Origin of the sequence: Cryobacterium sp. Hz7, assembly GCF_004402815.1 — a bacterium.
Taxonomy (GTDB): domain Bacteria; phylum Actinomycetota; class Actinomycetes; order Actinomycetales; family Microbacteriaceae; genus Cryobacterium; species Cryobacterium sandaracinum.
On sequence record NZ_SOFB01000052.1, the window covers coordinates 21966 to 37683 of the forward strand.

The 15718-nt window shown below is 62.8% G+C and carries 14 protein-coding genes, 2 pseudogenes and 1 riboswitch; of the genes and pseudogenes, 7 read left to right on the forward strand and 9 right to left on the reverse strand.

Annotated features, from left to right (window positions below; translation table 11 throughout):
- Window positions 1–249: 249 nt before the first annotated feature.
- Both lipA and lipB read right to left on the reverse strand, forming a co-directional pair.
- Window positions 250–1227, reverse strand: a complete 978-nt coding sequence (gene lipA, locus E3N86_RS12180) for a lipoyl synthase (RefSeq protein WP_134512044.1) — start codon at window positions 1225–1227, stop codon at window positions 250–252.
- Window positions 1224–1859, reverse strand: coding sequence for a lipoyl(octanoyl) transferase LipB (gene lipB, locus E3N86_RS12185; protein WP_134512045.1), 636 nt, complete (start codon window positions 1857–1859; stop codon window positions 1224–1226). Before lipB ends, lipA begins: the two co-directional genes overlap by 4 nt.
- Window positions 1860–2667: 808 nt before the next feature.
- Between lipB and E3N86_RS12190 the strand changes: the two are divergent.
- The 3 genes and pseudogenes from E3N86_RS12190 to E3N86_RS12200 form a co-directional block, all read left to right on the forward strand.
- Window positions 2668–2808 (forward strand): annotated as a pseudogene (locus E3N86_RS12190) (leucine zipper domain-containing protein); the annotation flags it as partial.
- A 110-nt stretch (window positions 2809–2918) separates the two neighbouring features.
- Entirely contained in the window at window positions 2919–3125 is a 207-nt protein-coding gene (locus E3N86_RS12195; RefSeq protein WP_134512046.1) for a hypothetical protein, read from the forward strand.
- A gap of 223 nt (window positions 3126–3348) precedes the next feature.
- A riboswitch (TPP riboswitch) is annotated at window positions 3349–3452 on the forward strand.
- Between the two features lie 115 nt (window positions 3453–3567).
- Complete coding sequence (locus E3N86_RS12200) at window positions 3568–4260, forward strand: TenA family protein (protein WP_134512047.1); 693 nt, start codon at window positions 3568–3570, stop codon at window positions 4258–4260.
- A 349-nt stretch (window positions 4261–4609) separates the two neighbouring features.
- Here the strand turns inward: E3N86_RS12200 and E3N86_RS12205 are convergent.
- From E3N86_RS12205 to E3N86_RS12235, 7 genes and pseudogenes are all read right to left on the reverse strand, one after another.
- Window positions 4610–5808, reverse strand: a pseudogene (locus tag E3N86_RS12205) (IS3 family transposase).
- Between the two features lie 209 nt (window positions 5809–6017).
- Window positions 6018–6554, reverse strand: a complete 537-nt coding sequence (locus E3N86_RS12210; RefSeq protein WP_370295463.1) for a transposase — start codon at window positions 6552–6554, stop codon at window positions 6018–6020.
- Complete coding sequence (locus E3N86_RS17435; RefSeq protein ID WP_241986101.1) at window positions 6503–7009, reverse strand: hypothetical protein; 507 nt, start codon at window positions 7007–7009, stop codon at window positions 6503–6505. The genes E3N86_RS12210 and E3N86_RS17435 overlap by 52 nt, the downstream gene beginning before the upstream one ends.
- Window positions 7010–7035: 26 nt before the next feature.
- Window positions 7036–7473: a transposase gene (locus E3N86_RS12215; RefSeq protein ID WP_166785085.1), complete on the reverse strand. Its 438-nt coding sequence runs from the start codon at window positions 7471–7473 to the stop codon at window positions 7036–7038.
- Between the two features lie 1079 nt (window positions 7474–8552).
- Complete coding sequence (locus E3N86_RS12225; RefSeq protein ID WP_134512051.1) at window positions 8553–9797, reverse strand: IS256 family transposase; 1245 nt, start codon at window positions 9795–9797, stop codon at window positions 8553–8555.
- Window positions 9798–9874: 77 nt separating this feature from the next.
- The gene (locus tag E3N86_RS12230; RefSeq protein WP_134512052.1) at window positions 9875–10708 is read right to left on the reverse strand and encodes a DNA sulfur modification protein DndB; all 834 of its coding nucleotides are present in this window, start codon (window positions 10706–10708) and stop codon (window positions 9875–9877) included.
- A 603-nt stretch (window positions 10709–11311) separates the two neighbouring features.
- Window positions 11312–12118 (reverse strand): nitrilase-related carbon-nitrogen hydrolase, encoded by an 807-nt coding sequence (locus tag E3N86_RS12235; protein ID WP_134512053.1) that lies wholly within the window; start codon window positions 12116–12118, stop codon window positions 11312–11314.
- Window positions 12119–12272: 154 nt separating this feature from the next.
- Here E3N86_RS12235 and E3N86_RS16890 point away from each other — a divergent pair, with 154 nt between their 5' ends.
- The 4 genes from E3N86_RS16890 to E3N86_RS12250 are packed head-to-tail and all read left to right on the forward strand — an operon-like array spanning window position 12273 to window position 15683.
- The gene (locus E3N86_RS16890) at window positions 12273–12446 is read left to right on the forward strand and encodes a hypothetical protein (protein WP_166785086.1); all 174 of its coding nucleotides are present in this window, start codon (window positions 12273–12275) and stop codon (window positions 12444–12446) included.
- Complete coding sequence (locus E3N86_RS12240) at window positions 12443–13927, forward strand: cytosine permease (protein ID WP_166785087.1); 1485 nt, start codon at window positions 12443–12445, stop codon at window positions 13925–13927. Before E3N86_RS16890 ends, E3N86_RS12240 begins: the two co-directional genes overlap by 4 nt.
- The gene (locus E3N86_RS12245) at window positions 13924–15021 is read left to right on the forward strand and encodes a zinc-binding dehydrogenase (RefSeq protein ID WP_134512055.1); all 1098 of its coding nucleotides are present in this window, start codon (window positions 13924–13926) and stop codon (window positions 15019–15021) included. The genes E3N86_RS12240 and E3N86_RS12245 overlap by 4 nt, the downstream gene beginning before the upstream one ends.
- 2 nt (window positions 15022–15023) lie before the next feature.
- Complete coding sequence (locus E3N86_RS12250) at window positions 15024–15683, forward strand: TetR/AcrR family transcriptional regulator C-terminal domain-containing protein (protein ID WP_134512056.1); 660 nt, start codon at window positions 15024–15026, stop codon at window positions 15681–15683.
- The last annotated feature ends 35 nt before the right edge of the window (window positions 15684–15718 follow it).

Below are 15718 nucleotides of genomic sequence, written 5' to 3' on the forward strand. Positions count from 1 at the left end.
AATCGGCCTCCGGGGCATGCCACTAATACCAAGGTAGGCCACTCGTGGCGGGGGGCCTAACCCTCCCAGGACAATGGACATCGTCTGCACCGGATGCGTGCTGTCGTTTCGTCACGGTCTCAGCGTCGGTCCACCGGTCGGGTGGGGTCCTGGGCGGCGACGCAATCACTCGACCACGAAATCCTCCAGCTCGGCCAGGACCGCAGCAACTGCATCATCCCCATGACCCACATAACCACTCCAAGTAGTTTAGACGGCCTGCGCGAAGCCGAGCGAAGCATCCTCCAGTGGTCTGAGGTGTTCGGGGACCTCTCGCCCCTTGGCCTGCATGGACTGTGCCCACAGCCTGCCTGCCCGATACGACGAACGAACGAGAGGACCGGCCAGCACCCCGAGGAAACCGATCTCCTCGGCCTCCACCTTGAGCTCAATGAACTCCTCCGGACTCACCCAACGATCGACAGGCAAATGTCGCGCCGTTGGTCGGAGGTATTGTGTGATCGTCATGATGTCTGTGCCTGCGTCATGCAAATCCTGCGTTATCTCCGACCGTTCCTCTCCCATGCCGAGAATAAGATTCGACTTCGTGATGAGCCCCGCGGCGCGCGCCTGGGTCAAGACATCCAAAGAACGCTCATAGCGAAAAGCCGGCCTGATGCGCTTGAACAATCTCGGAACGGTTTCTACATTGTGCGCGAAGACCTCGGGTCTGGAGGAGAAGACCTCGCCGAGAAAGTCGGGGTTGCCGGAGAAATCGGTGACGAAAATCTCGACTCCGGTGCCGGGACTCTGCTGATGGATTTGCCTGACCGTCTCGGCGTGCAGCCATGCTCCCTCGTTTGGCAAGTCATCGCGGGCAACGCCCGTGATCGTGGAGTAGCGCAGATTCATCTTCACGACGGATTCCGCGACGCGCCTCGGCTCATCTGTGTCGTACTGTGCGGGTTTGCCCGTGTCGATCTGGCAGAAATCGCAGCGCCTGGTGCATTGCGAACCGCCGATCAGGAAGGTTGCTTCCCGATCTTCCCAGCACTCGAAAATGTTGGGGCAGCCGGCCTCCTGACAGACAGTGTGCAGGTTTTCGCTCTTCACCAGGTTTTGTAGCTTGTGGTATTCGGGGCCCATCCTGGCGACGGTCTTGATCCACGCAGGCTTGCGATCGATAGGCGTTTCGGCATTGCGGATTTCAAGGCGGAGCAGCTTCCGGTCCGCTGGGACAGCTCTCATGCGGCCACCGTCATTTCACTCTTGAAATTTGCCTTCATGGGGTCGATCAGTTCGGATGTGTGCACCGTGCGACCGAGAACGCGCGACATGGTCGTCACCCCGGCATCCTTGATCCCGCAGGCGATGATGTGATCGTACGGCTCAAGGGAGTTACTGCAGTTGAGGGCGAATCCATGCATGGTCACTCCTTCCGCTACTCGGATGCCGATGGCCGCGATTTTGTCTTCCCGGCGGGTTGAACCGACCCAGACCCCGGAGCGGCCGGGAATTCGGACACCCTCGATACCGAACCCGGCGAGCACGTCGATCAGAATGCCCTCCAACCGTCGCACGTGGCCGACGACGTCGGCGGGCTCGGCGAGACGCAGGATCGGATATCCAACGAGTTGCCCGGGCCCGTGCCAGGTGATCTTGCCACCACGGTCAGTGTCAATGACCGGGGTACCGTCCGTAGGACGCTCCTCCGGCTCGGTGCGTTTACCATCCGTGTATACAGCTGGATGCTCCAGGAAGATGACGGTGTCCGCTCTCTCCCCAGAGACAACGGAACGATGGACTGCGCGTTGGAGCTCAAGGCCCTCAACATACGGCGCGGAGTTGGCGCTTAGCCCCGCGACGACAAAGTCGAGCATAGAAGCGGGTCTAGGGCACGGCACATACTTGCTAATCCGATGACGCCCAGTTGTTCACAAATACCCCCTGAAACGTTTGGAGAGTCTGGATGACACCACAGGGGATGTGTGATCCAGCGAACCCGCCACCGACTACGCTGCCCGCGATCACGTCCCACTGAGTGTGGAATTTCTCGACACCTTTTATGCGTCGCGGTGGGTGACGATGAGGCCGGGGTGGTGCGTCGCGGTGGGTTACGATCGTGGTTTCAGATGGTTGTCGATATCGGCGGCATCATCGTGACGAACACCGATGGTCGCGGACGACCGGGGTCGTCGCGTTGATCCTGGCCGGGCTGATCGGCACGGTGATGGCGACCGCGACATCCTCAACACGAGGTGGCCCCTTCCCCCGGTCGGTGTGGTAGTCAAGAGCTACTGGTGTGACCCCGCCGTGCCCGCTGCCCGGAGTGCGCAGCCACGCACGTGCTGCTGCCCGCAGCGCTGGTTCTGCGGCGGGCGGACACGGCCGAGGTGATCGGCACCGCCCTGGCGGTGAAGGCCCGCGGCGATGGGCACCGCATGATCGTGGTCCGGTTGGGCCGCCCGGTCTCCACGGTGCACCGCTGGCTGCGTCGGCACGGGAACCACATGCCGACTAGGTTGTATGAACAGGGCGTGCAGCACGCGTACCGTGCCGATCCTGACCTTCTGAACCGCGACCTAAGTGTACCCGGCCACGACGTTAGTGGCTTAAGGGGTTGAAAAAGGGAGGTCCTCCGGTGCTTAGTGGAGATGTTCAACGTCTCACTTCGCAACGGAGGTCCTCATGTCACACAATGCCAGGTTGAACGTTCGCGGAAGGGCTCTTCTGGCCGAAAGGGTGTTGGGTGGTCGTCCGGCCGCGCACGTCGCCAAGGAACTTGGCATCTCTCGGCAGTGCGCGTATCGGTGGGTGCGCGGCTACCAAACCCGACAACCGACGGTCAGAGACCGGCTTCACCCACCCTGTACGCGCCATAGCCGCAATGTAAGAGGAGAGTGCTTATCTGAATGGTATTGAGGCTAAGCATGCCGGTGTTGTCGATCGGACCCGAGCGGGCGCCCACCTGGGAGAGGGCTTTGTTGCGCTTCGGTGAGACCGATGTGCGCTGCACCGTCCGCGTGATGCGCTGGACGAAGGACGCCGTTGGTGTCGACGTCGACGGTGACGGGGAAGAGCTGCGCTGTTGGGTTTGGCAGGGCGCGGTCGACGGGCTCGCAGCTCGCGAGGATGCCTGGCGATGAGATCGGGCCCGGAAACGATCGTGTGCGGACAGTGTCCGAAGTTGACTGCACGAGTGTCCGCAGTCGGCTGCACAACTTAGAGGTTGCGTAGTCATTGTCTGGTGAAGCGACGACCCACGATGGCGAGGGGGTGTTGACATTGTCTTGACAAGCTCGTGTCTGCGGCGAATCGCCTGTTCGCCTGCGGAGCTACTCCCGATCAGCAACCCCTGTGTACACTCGACCTGTACGACAGGGGAGCGCCGTGAATGGGCGCTGAGAGTGCGCAAGCAGACCCTTGAACCTGAACCGGTTAGCACCGGCGGAGGAAGTCGTGTGGTGACCGTTCGCCTGTGAACATCCACCTATGCGTTCGCGCTTGCGATTGCACCCGCCGGACATCCTCCCCTGTCGACGCGCCCTGCCAAGGACGGCAGCGCACAATCTGACAGAGGAGATGCTCATGACCGACGCTCACCGATTTGCACCCGGCATCGCTACCATCACCGTCGACCCGAACGGCCACATCGCGGAACTCCGCGCCGCGGTGGCCGAGGCGTGGGACGCCGCCGTCGACCACCGCTTCGTCAGGGAGCTCTCCGCCGGCGCGATCGACGACGAGGTCCTCATCGGCTACCTCGTGCAGGACCACCAGTTCTTCGACGCCTTCCTCTCCATGCTCGGAGCATGTGTCGCGTACGGGGACGAGGTGCCCGCCAAACGGCGTCTCGCCCGCCAGCTCGGCATGCTCGCGTCGGACGAGGAGGGCTACTTCCAGCAGTCCTTCGACGAGCTCGGAGTTCCCAAGTCCGAACGCACCGCACCCGAACTCACTCCCGCCACTACCGCGTTCAGGCAGGTGATGACCGAGGCGACCCGATCACAGTCTTACCCTCACCTGCTCGTTATCCTCGTCATCGCCGAATGGCTCTACCTCGATTGGGGGGAGCGCGAGGCGCAGATGCCCGAACGCTTCGTCCACCGTGAGTGGATCGACCTCCACCGCGGCACCGACTTCCAGGAATGGGTGCAGTTCCTCCTCGACGAGCTGGATCGCGTCTTCCCCCAGGATTCTGCCGAGCGGGACCGCCTCACCGCGGTGTGGGAGCACGTCGTCGACCTCGAACTCGCCTTCTTCGACACCGCTTACGCGTGAGACGCGGGTCGGTGACGGTCGTGGTCCCGTCATCGAGCTGAACGGTCACCGGAGATCGCGCGCTCGAACCTGCAGGCTTCTGCCCGGCGTACCGCCAGCGCCCACCCCTCATCGGGGACCATCAGCAGACCACGCTCAGGAACCCGGTCCTCAGCGACGGCTTCGTCGTGCACCGGACTATGGAATAACATGCCAGTCGTCCACACGGGTACGGATACGCCGGAAGATCAAACTACTGTGCAGACGACTTCGGACATTCACAGTTGCCTGGTGAGACGACACCATGGCGAGAACCCTGCAGCGGTGAAAAACGCCACGACTGGCCTTGACCCCGGAGAGTGGACACGGGTTAAGCGGCGAGTTGGATCTCTGCGGCCTGGGACGAGTATTGCATCTCGAAGTCCACCGGGGTGACATGCCCGATCGAGGAGTGCCGCCGGCGGCGGTTGTAGTGGTCCTCGATCCACGCCGCGACGTCGCGGATCGCTCGGGCCCGGGTGGGCCAGATGCGACGGTAGTAGAACTCTGTTTTCAAGTTCGCGAAGAAGCTCTCGGCCATTGCGTTGTCCCAGCAGATTCCGGTGTATCCCATCGACTGGGTAATGCCATGTGCGGCAGCGAACTCGGTGATCTGCTCCGACGCGTATTGGGTGCCGCGGTCCGAGTGAAAGATCACCGTCGCCGGGCGGTCCCCGCGCATCACCATGGCCATCATGAGGGCGTCCTGGATGAGGTCGGTGCGCATGTGGTCGGCGATGGCCCAGCCGATGACGCGGCGGCTGTGGGCGTCGATGACGGTCGCTAAATACACCCACCCCTCCCAGGTCCTCAGGTAGGTGATATCGCCCACCCAGACCTGGTTCAGCGCCCCGGTATCCCACTTCCGTTTCACCGCGTCGACCGGGTAAGCGTCAGCGTGATCGATGATCGTGGTCGTCTTCCCTTTCTTCGGACAAATGCCCGCCAAACCCAGTCGTCGCATGGTCACGGCGACGGTCTTGCGAGAGATGATCTCCCCGTCCGCGCGGAGATCAGCCAAGATCCGCGGGGCCCCATAGACCACGTCGGAATCACCGTGGAAGAAGGTGACCTTCCGCTCGATATGCACCCGCCGAATCGACGCCGGCGACGGCGGCCGGCCAACCCAGGCGTAGTAGCCCGACCGGGAGACCTCGAGGAGGCGGACCATGCGGGTGATGGTGAAGTTGGTCTTCTCCGCCAGCATCAGTTCGAACGCAAGACGCTCGTATCCGACGCTTCCTGGGCGAAGAAGATGGACGCTTTTTTCAAGAACGCCCTGTCCATCTTCAGGTCCGCGTTTTCTTTCCGAAGCCGCAGCAGCTCGGCCCTTTCAGACTCCGTCACCTCGGTCTGCCCGGTCTCGTTGCGAGCCTTGAACGCGCTCACCCACCGGCCCAGTGTGGCCTCGTTAACACCAAGCTCGCGGGCGACGGTCGCGACCGCTCTGCCGGTGGTGATGACCAGCTTCACGGCCTCGTCTTTGTACTCAGGAGTGAACTCCCGACGTGATCTTGCCATAGTGAACATTCTCTCTTGTGAGGTGTCCACTCGCTGGGGTCAGGGCCAAAGGCCCCAATCTGCCTCAACGAGCCAACGGAGAGTTGCATCATTCGTGGCCGGGTTCTCCAGCATGGCCCCGCAGTAATTGCTGCGAATGTCCTCCCGCGATTGGAAGACCCATCGTTCGGCCAGAATTGTTTCGGCTTCGTAGGCAATTCGGGCAGTGTCGGTATTTGTCAACCTGTGTGAGACAGGTTGGGGATGGTTCTTTGGTGCGGGTCGTTGATGCAGACGCGTCGGGGCAGGGCGGGTGGTTTGGGGCGGTGGTTGAAGCGTTCGGGGTGTGCGGTGGCGGTGCGGTCGAGGAGTTTGCGTCGGGCCGCGCTGATGCTGGTGGTGAGGCCGTGGTGGACGTTGTCGGGTGTGTGCCAGCCGATCCCGGAGTGGCGATGGTTCTGGTTGTATTCGCGGAAGAACCAGTGGCAGAAGTCCTCGGCGGTGGTGAGGTCGGGGAAGGAGCTCGGGAAGACTTCGTCGTATTTCAGCGTCTTGAAGAATGCTTCGGAGAAGGGGTTATCGTTGGAGACTTTCGGCCGGGAAAAGGACTTCCCGATGCCGAGCATTTCCAGAAGCACGGATACGGGTTGGCTGCATATCGCTGCCCCGTTGTCGGAGTGCAGATAGCCGGGTGCTTTCCCGTTCACGGTGACGGCGGTCTGGATCATGTCTTGGGCGAGGTCGCTGTCTTCGTAGTTCTCGATCCGCCAGCCCACTGCCCGGCGGGACCAAATATCGATGATGACGTAGAGGTGGAACCATTGGCCGCGGCGGGGCCGCGAACCTTCGTGATGTCCCAGGACCACACCTGAGACGGGCCGTTGGCGACCAGTTCAGGGATCTTCTTGGGCGAGCCCGTGGCCTGCCGACGGCGATCGCCGACCTGGCCGGCCGCGCGGGCGATGCGGTACCGAGAGGACTTCGACGCCACGTAGTAGCAGTCGTCCCACGAGCGGTAGAACGCCTGGCACACTGACAAGCCGGCGTAGGGGGTGAGGTTGAGGATCTCCAGCACCGACGCCCGCTCCGACTGGGACAACGCCGCCGGCTGGCAACGATCGGCCTGCGGCATCGGCACCCGCGTATCAACCGCTGGGCGGCGGTGACGGTAGAACGAGGCCCGCGAGTGACCCAGCAGACGGCAGGCCCGGACCACGGACATCCCGGTCACGGCGAGATCGGTGACGGCGCGGGACTTTATTCGTCCCGCTTCCGGCTCTGGAACGCCGGCGGGATCGCTGGTTGTTCGGGCAGTGAGGGTGCCTTGATTTGCGAGCTCTTGGCCAAAGCCCCCAAGAGCTCGGATGCTTTTCCCAGCACCTCCACCGCAGCTTCCGACTGGTCCAACTGCGCTTTCAACCGCTCGTTCTCACGCTGCAGCCGCCGATAATCGGCGCGTTCTTCCTTGCTCATCACGTACTTATTCTTACGGGCATCCGACACGATCAACAGCCCGTCACGGCGCTGCTTATCCCACACATAGACCGTGCTCGGCCTGATCCCAAGCTGGCGGCAGAACGTGGAACGCTGGCCATGCTCAAGGAGCGTGTCCCACCGGGCCAAGACCGCCAACCGCTCGTTCGGGCTATATCGCTGATACTTCGATACTCGTTCGGGCAACTCTGAAAAATCCAACTGAACACTCAATTCCCCGCCCAAAACGCGGCCTGTAGTCAAACACAAACTGAAACACGAACTGTCTCACTACAGGCTGACACGCGGGGGTGTCGCTGTCGAGCAGGGTAAGAAGTGCGGAATCCGAAAGGTTTAATTTGGCGAACAGCCGTCGCTTCTGCTTCCACGATCGATCCCGAACGAAGTCCTCGTACCGCTTGTCCGAACGGGAATCCTCGTCGAAGAACCAGATCCAGCCAATCGCATACATGTCGATCAGTGCTTGATCTGTGATCACGCCGTCGACAACGAGTTCGGCGAACTCTTGTTGCGGCTGAAAAACATAGTCTTCGTCGCCCCGGTGGTGCACCTGGATAGCGAAGTCAACCCACTCCAACAAATCCAGCTTCTCCTGTTCCGGAATGGACTGCGCGCGTATGAGCGCACTACTCAGCCGGAGGACGCGATTTCCACTAGGAATCGGGGGGGGGGGGGGGGGGGGGGGNGGGGGGCTAGGAATTCCGGCCGAGAAGATTGCCGTCAGGTGGATCCAGTCTGGGGGAGAGTCTTCATCGATGGTGAGGAGGGCGACCCACTCGCGGACCAGGGTGCGGGCGTGAAACGATCCGAGAGCAGGGTTTCTGATCGCCGCTTCTTGAACATCAGGGTCCCAATGGCGAGCCAAGGAAGACAGCTCGTCGCCACTCTTGGACTCATGCGCTCTCGTGAAGGCATCTGACGTATCTGCCCTTTCACGCAATGACGTGAGTACTTCGTGCGTGTGCGCTGAGTCGGTGCGTTGTCTGGCGGCTTCGCGCACTTCCTCGCGGGGATCGGCCGCAAGCATCTCAGCGATGTCAGGACGCAGGTGGGGATTCTCAGTGAGCGCCACCCTGACATCAACATCTCGACATAGGGCGAGCAAGCCCAGGAAAGCTGGCGAAACAAGACTTGATGCGGCCGCTTGGCCGATGAATGACGAGAGAGACGCAACGGTCTTCTCATCTGATGATACGAGCTCAGAGAACATGTACGCCCTGCCGGTCACGTCCCGCTGAGTGGTGGAATTTCTCGACACCGTGCGGGTCAGCTGTTCTAGCTTAGGCGGCGGCGAGTTCCGGGAGGATCACCGCCTCGTCGATGACCTCGATGGGGTTGTTCATGACGGCCAGCTCGAGCATGGATGCTTCGGAGAAGTAACGGCGTTCGCCGGCTTCCCACTCGTCGTGCTGCTCGATCAGGACCGACCCGGCCAGGCGCAACAGGGCCGCGGAGTTGGGGAACACTCCGACGACGTCGGTGCGGCGTTTGATCTCCTTGTTGACCCGTTCGAGCGGGTTCGTGGACCAGATCTGGCGCCAGTGCCGCCTCGGGAAGCCGGCGAAGGCGAGGAGGTCGGGTTGCGCGTCGACGAGCATCGCGGCGACCTTCGGGTGCGAGCGGGAGAGCATCGTGGTCACCTCGCGGAACTGTTTCTCGATGTGCTCGCGGTCGGGCTGGGCGAAGATGGTGCGGATGATCGAGGCGACCATCTCCTGCGATCCCTTCGGCACCACGGCGAGGACGTTGCGCATGAAATGCACCCGGCAGCGCTGCCAGCCGGCGCCCTGGAACACGGTCCCGATGGCCTTCTTCAGGCCGGTGTGAGCGTCAGACATGACCAGCTTGACCCCGTCGAGACCGCGAGTCTTCAACGACCGCAGGAACGACGTCCAGAAGCCCTCGTTCTCGCTGTCACCAACGTCGAAACCCAGGACTTCACGGCGTCCGTCGGCAGCCACCCCGACCGCGACGACGATGGCCTGGGACACGATCCGGTGGCCGACGCGGGCTTTGCAGTAGGTGGCGTCGAGGAACACGTAGGGGAAGTCCTGCGCGGCGAGGGTGCGGTCGCGGAACTCGGCCACCTCGGCGTCCAGGCCTGCGCAGATCCGGGACACCTCCGACTTCGAGATCCCGGTGTCAGCTCCGAGGGCCTTGACGAGGTCGTCGACCTTTCGGGTCGAGACGCCGTGAACGTAGGCCTCCATCACGACAGCGAACAACGCCTGGTCGACCCGACGGCGACGCTCCAGGAGCGCCGGGAAGAAGGAGCCGGCGCGCAGCTTCGGGATCTTCAGGTCGAGGCCCCCGGCTGTGGTCGTCAGGGTGCGCGCTCGGGTGCCGTTGCGGTGGGTGGTGCGGTCGCCGGGGCGTTCGAACGGGGCTGCACCGATGAACGCGGTAGCCTCCGCATCGATCAGTTCTTGATACAAGGTTTCGGTCGCGACGCGGATGCGGTCGGTGACATCGGTGAGTTTGAGTTCTCCCAGCAGGTCGAGCAGGGCAGACTGGTCTAGAGCCATCGTGTGGTGTCCTTTGTGAGTTCTTTGATCGGTACTCACTGACCATCCCACGGTGGCTCTTCANCTTTGATCGGTACTCACTGACCATCCCACGGTGGCTCTTCACGTTGACGAAGCAACACGCAAGAGCGGGAAACCACACCACTCACGGGGACGTAACCAGAGCAAACGCTGCGGGAGCACCAAAACCTGTTTGCCATCCAGTCACTCGGATTACCGCTGCGCACGCCCACTGTTCGCTGCGGCCCAGAGGTGAGGGCCGGTTTTTCTGCATTTGTCACATCGTCAAAACGCGCCTTCACGCTAGCGGTAATACCTAGAGCGTTGTCGGCGATCTCGAAGAACATCTGACGGTATTCCTTCATGTCACTCTCTATGAAGATCTGCACGGCAATGCGCTCCTCGGACAAGCGCTTCCTCTGGGCTTCCAGTTCTGTCACGCGTTGCCTGGCGTGCGCTTCGGCATTGCCTTTCGGGTCGACGCGACGCGCAGAGTCAAGGGCCGAACGTGCCTTGTCGAGGTCATCAGTGATTGCCTGATGGGCGAGATGGAACCCCAAGATTCGGTGTTGACCATCGAGAATATGAATGTCCCTCAGAGCAAGGCGGGCGAAGGAGACTTTTCCAAACTCGGTTCCAGCAATTTTGGCTATCGTCACGAAGTCGAACATGGCAGGGGCGCGCAAGATCATCCCTAGGGCTGTCCATCTCTTCTTCTCGCGGATGTATTTTCCGAAGGACGCGGCATGGGCCGGACGAATAGTTCGATTCCCAGGTGTGACATGTGTGGGGTCTGGACGAGCGATGAGACTGACAATCTCGGCGGGAGAGAAATCAAGCGAGTAAACGGTTCGTTCGCCCTGCTTATAGCGCGTCGCGAACCAGCTCATTGTCGTCTCGTAGCCGGTCACCCCATGAAGGGCTAGATCCTATTCAATGGCGGTGAAAGCCATTCCGTCGGTGACCGGCTCGATTTGATTTTCCATCTTTCCCCCCAGAGTGATGCACTAGCCCCAGCCTGTTGGTGGGTTGTGACACGCAGCACGCCTCAAGTGGCTGCAGAAAGACACGCTGACCTCCATTTAGCGGGACATAGCCGGCCAGACATGACGTCTGGAAGGAGAGGACGTGTCGGGCTCAATCGGTTCCTCGATGAGGCAGGGTCAGTACTTCATCGAAGTGACGCTTCCGGCTAGCTGCCTGATCGATAGCGGTTAGGTAGCCGAAACGGCTGCTCAGGAATGCTCCCACAAACGCACCGATGACGGTCGTCCCCAACGTTGCGGCGAGGGCGATGATGTTTGTCTTTATATAGGCGATGATTCCGCATATTCTCTGTTCGAGTTCATCTCTGCACGACCGAGTGCAGTGGCTCTGGATCGCGGTTCATTTCAGCTGCCCGTAAGCCGGCCCTCATTGGCACAGAGCCAAGGTCCGTGGTGGCGTGAAGGGGCTGTGCATGGGGGCGGCCTGGACTCGGTACGTGGCGAAGTCGTGCGGAGCATCGAGTGCCGCTACCCCGGAGGCGGGTAGAGATCGGTTCGCACGCACTCGAGATAGGTGTTGATCCCGCGTGCCCGGCGTACCTCCTCTTCATCGACCTCTGCGGTCAGTAGCTGCTCGCCGTCGGCCGCCAGGGCGAGGAACGTTCCGTAGGGGCTCGCAATGCCGCTGTGCCCTGTGAATGCGGGGCCGGTGTGGTTGGCATAGGCGATGTAGACGCCGTTCTCGAGGGCGCGCACCGGCACCATCATGGTCGAGATTCGCTCGGCGTTGTACCTGAGCTCGAGCGTGGCGCCGCCCACATCGCCCGTGCTGGGTACGGCGGTCGGGATGCAGAGCAGGTCGGCGCCGCGCCGAGCCGCGCTTCTGGCGTATTCGGGGAACTCGATGTCGTAGCAGATGCCGAGTGCGATGGTGAGACCGTGGTACGGCACCAGTTCCGGCAGCTCGTTTCCGGGGGCGAAGGACTCCTTCTCGTCGGGGCCGAACAGGTGAGCCTTGCGATATCGGGTCAATTCGATGCCCTGGTCGTCGAAGAACGACGCGCAAATGTGGAGATCCGAGCCGGCCGCCTCCACGCTCGAGCCGACGAGAGCAATGCTGTGCTGCCGGGCGATCCCGGCAAGTGCCGCTCGTACCGCGCCGCCGTCGGAGTGTCTCACGAGGCTCGGTGCGTAGCCGGTGGCGAAAAGTTCTGGTGTAACGAGGAGGTCGGTTCCCTCGCGGGCCGCTTGCTCCGCGAAGGAGGAGATCTTCGCGAGGTTCTCGGCGACGGCGTTGGTTCTTGCAGCACCCTGAAGAACGGCAATCCTGAGCATTGCGTCCCTATCTCTCACCAGCGTCGGTCACTCGGTTGCCGGGCGATAGACGTCCACGTCAGTCGCCGTACAGCGAATACTAATTGACAGGCACCCCATCGACCGCCACTATTGACCAAAACCGAATGACATTCGATTACACGGGGAGCCAATCATGGATTCAACGGATGCGAGAATCGCCGTCGAGCTGGAGAGCAGACTTGGCGTCATCGATTCGATCGAGAGGGATGATCCCGCGCGTAGCGCGCTGACGGGAGCGGAACTCTGGGTCTTCGTCGGCGTCGCCGGCATGATCACGCTGCTTGGCGTTCTGGTGCTGGCACTGTGACGAATCAGCGCGTCCGCGACGCACGCAACGGTGGAGCCGAACCCGATTCCGCCTCCCTCGGCTCGTTGCCGCTGTTGAACAAGGAACGCATCTGGAACGCGGCGGACTTCACGGGCGTCAACGTGGCGCTGGCGATCGCCACCTGGGCTTTTCTGGTCGGTGGGTTCACCGCGCTGCTGGTGGGCTTCCAGCAGGGCGTCGCTGCGATGATCATCGGCAACGCCATCGGCCTGTGCTTCATGATTCTCGCGAGCGTCGTCGCGAGCCAGCGCTACGGCGTCGAGCAGTACACCCTGCTGCGGCCCGTGTTCGGTGTCGTGGGCGTAGGCGTTCTTGTTTTCACAGTCATTCTGATCACCGAGATGGGCTGGTCGTCGCTGCTGGCGATCATGGTTGGCCGTGCCGTGACCCAGGTCTCGAACTCGGCTTTCGGCGCCGATTTAGGGCCCGAAAGCTTGCTGGTGACCCTCTTCGCGCTTGTCGCGATCGTTGTCTCCTGGTGGATACTTTCCCGCGGGCCCGTCACGATCGGCCGCTTCAACAAGTTCATCGCGCCTGGGCTGCTCATCGTGACGCTGTTCCTGATGGTCTACCTCGTCCTCAACACCTCGATCGACACTCTCTTCACGGCCGCCCCTCTCGCCCCCTTTGATGACGACCGGCTCAACTTCATGCTCGCCGTCGAGTTCAACGCCGGGGTCGGTGTGTCGTGGTACCCGGTAATGGGTTCGCTCGCCCGGCTGACTCGCTCGCCGAAAGCGGCCTTATGGCCCGCCTACGGCGGCTTGCTCATCGCGACCCTTGTCGCCCAGATCGTGGGGATGGCTGCTGCACTGACCCTCGGGGACTCCGACCCGACGGTGTGGATGCTGCCATTCGGAGGCCCGGTTCTCGGCGCGTTCATCCTGATCTTCATCGCCTTCGCCAACGTCACGAGTAGCTCATCCATCGTGTATTCGACCGTGCTCGCGATTAGGCAGGCCAGCGGCAATCTTCTGTCACGGGTGAGATGGGCGTGGCTGTGTGCCGCCTTCTTCGTGCTGCCGGCGTTACTGACCTTCTTCCCTGGATTCATGTACGACAAGTTCATGCTCTTCGTCACACTGAGCGGGGCGTTCCTTTCGGCGATGTGCGGCGCGATCATCGCCGACTACTTCGTGCTGCGTCGGCAGCGAGTCTCACTGCGAGACCTGTACCGGCCCGGCCGGGAAAGCGCGTACCACTTCAGCGGCGGAGTGAACTGGGCGGGAATGGTTGCCGTCGTCGTCGGGGCCGCGTTCTATCTCTGGATCTACAACCCGATCACCCTCGACACGCATCCGCTCTTCTCGTACACGACAGCCTCGCTGCCCGCCGCGGTCGTGGGTGGAGTGGTCTACTTCGTGCTGGCCACGTTGCTCTACAAGCGACGCGGCATCGGTGACTTCGTCCCCGGCGCTCCAGTGGCGGAGGCCTCGACGGTACTGGGGGAGAAGGCATGACGCGCCTCGCACGCGCAGCGGTGCACGACGGCTCGTCCCACTTGCTCGAGATAGCGACCGTTATGGTCGCCGACCCGGGGCACGGTGCGGTGCTGGTGCGCATGGGTGCCTCGGGGGTTTGCGGGTCTGATCGTCACGTACTCGATGGCGACTGGACCCTGCCCTCGCCCACAGTCATGGGGCACGAGGGCGCCGGAACCGTGGAGGCGATCGGCGTGGGTGTCACCGACGTCGCGGTGGGGGACCACGTGATCCTGTCCTGGTTCTACCCGTGCCGCCGGTGTGTCGCCTGCGTGTCGGGCAAGGCCTATGTGTGCACCGGGAGCCGGGCGGAGGAGTGCGTGCTCCCCGACGGCAGCACCGCTCTCACGATCGACGGGGAGCGGGTCTTCCCCTACCTCGCCGTGGGGTCGATGTGCGAGTATGCGGTGGTGCCCGAGTCCGGCGCCGTCCGCATCCCCGAGAATGTTCCGTTCGACGTTGCCAGCCTGATCGGATGCTCGATCGCGACCGGTTTCGGGGCGGTGACCCATGACGCAGTCGTCGAGGCTGGGTGCTCCGCGGTCGTAGTCGGCAGCGGAGGAGTCGGCCTGTCGATCATCATGGCCCTGAAGCTCGTCGGCGCGAACCCGATCATCGCTGTCGACCGCAGCGAGGAGAAGCTCGAGGCCGCGCGCCGTCTGGGCGCGACCCACACGTTCGTGGCCGGGCCCGACCTCGCTGAGCGCGTGCGGGAGCTCACCGGCACCGGAGCCGATTACGCCTTCGAGGCGATCGGCCGCGTGGAGACGATCGAGTCGCTGCCGGGGCTCATCGCTCCCGGCGGAAAGGCGGTCATCGTCGGACTCCCGCCGCAGGACACGCCGGTGGCCATCGATGCCCTCGCCCTCGCTGAAAGCGGCAAGTCGCTCATCGGCTCCAATTACGGGTCCACCGTGCCGGGGCGGGACTTCCCGCGAATCGCCGAACTGTACCTCGCGGGGAAACTCCCGGTCGATGAGCTCATCTCCCACCGCATCCGGCTCGAGGACGTCAACGAGGCATTCGACGCGATGCGGCGAGGTGAACGTGCCCGCAGCGTGATCGTCTTCTAACCGTGGGTAGGCCTGCCACCCCGCTGCTCTCCCCGGAAAACATCTGCCGCGCCGCGCTCGAACTCGTCGACGAGTGGGGAGACTTCACCCTGCCGCGTCTGGCGCGACGGCTCAAGGTGAGCCCGTCGTCGATCTACCACCATGTGCGCGGCCGGCCGGAGATCATCAACGGTATGAGGTCACTCATCAGCGCTGACGTTCTCGCCAGTGACGGATTTCCCCCCGGCGAGGGTACCTGGCAGGAGCAGGTGGTGCGCTGGACGCGGATCTACCGCACGGCGCTCGCGCAGCACGCCAAGGCAGTTCCGATCTTCGTCGGCGCGGCGGTGACAGATGGGGCGACCCTCGAGGTCTACGAACGCCTCGCGGCCTTGCTGGCCGGCCAGGGGCTCGATCCCCGCGCCGTGATCGTCGCGGTCTCGGTGATCGACAGCTATCTGCTCGGCTCGGCGATGGATGCCGCGTCCCCCGTCTTGGCCTGGGTCACGCAGCCGGAAGAGCAGCCGGCCCTCCACGGTGCGCTCCACCGCGGCGGGCTCGCAGGCGACCGGGCCGATGTCGCCTTCGAAGCGGGACTGGCCGGGCTCGTCGCGAACCTTCAAGCGATCGCGGGTTCAACGACGCCCGCGAACCCGCTGTCCGGTGAAGATGAATCGCTCTGAGTGCGTCCGACATCCTGGTGCTCTGGTCGGTCCTG

Excerpts from the sequence above, each read along its gene's own strand:
- lipA (WP_134512044.1), bottom strand. The coding sequence starts at position 1,227 with ATGAGAGCTGTCCCAGCGGACCGGAAGCTGCTCCGCCTTGAAATCCGC.
- lipB (WP_134512045.1), bottom strand. The coding sequence starts at position 1,859 with ATGCTCGACTTTGTCGTCGCGGGGCTAAGCGCCAACTCCGCGCCGTAT.
- E3N86_RS12200 (WP_134512047.1), top strand. The coding sequence starts at position 3,568 with ATGACCGACGCTCACCGATTTGCACCCGGCATCGCTACCATCACCGTC.
- E3N86_RS12225 (WP_134512051.1), bottom strand. The coding sequence starts at position 9,797 with ATGGCTCTAGACCAGTCTGCCCTGCTCGACCTGCTGGGAGAACTCAAA.
- E3N86_RS12235 (WP_134512053.1), bottom strand. The coding sequence starts at position 12,118 with ATGCTCAGGATTGCCGTTCTTCAGGGTGCTGCAAGAACCAACGCCGTC.
- E3N86_RS16890 (WP_166785086.1), top strand. The coding sequence starts at position 12,273 with ATGGATTCAACGGATGCGAGAATCGCCGTCGAGCTGGAGAGCAGACTT.
- E3N86_RS12245 (WP_134512055.1), top strand. The coding sequence starts at position 13,924 with ATGACGCGCCTCGCACGCGCAGCGGTGCACGACGGCTCGTCCCACTTG.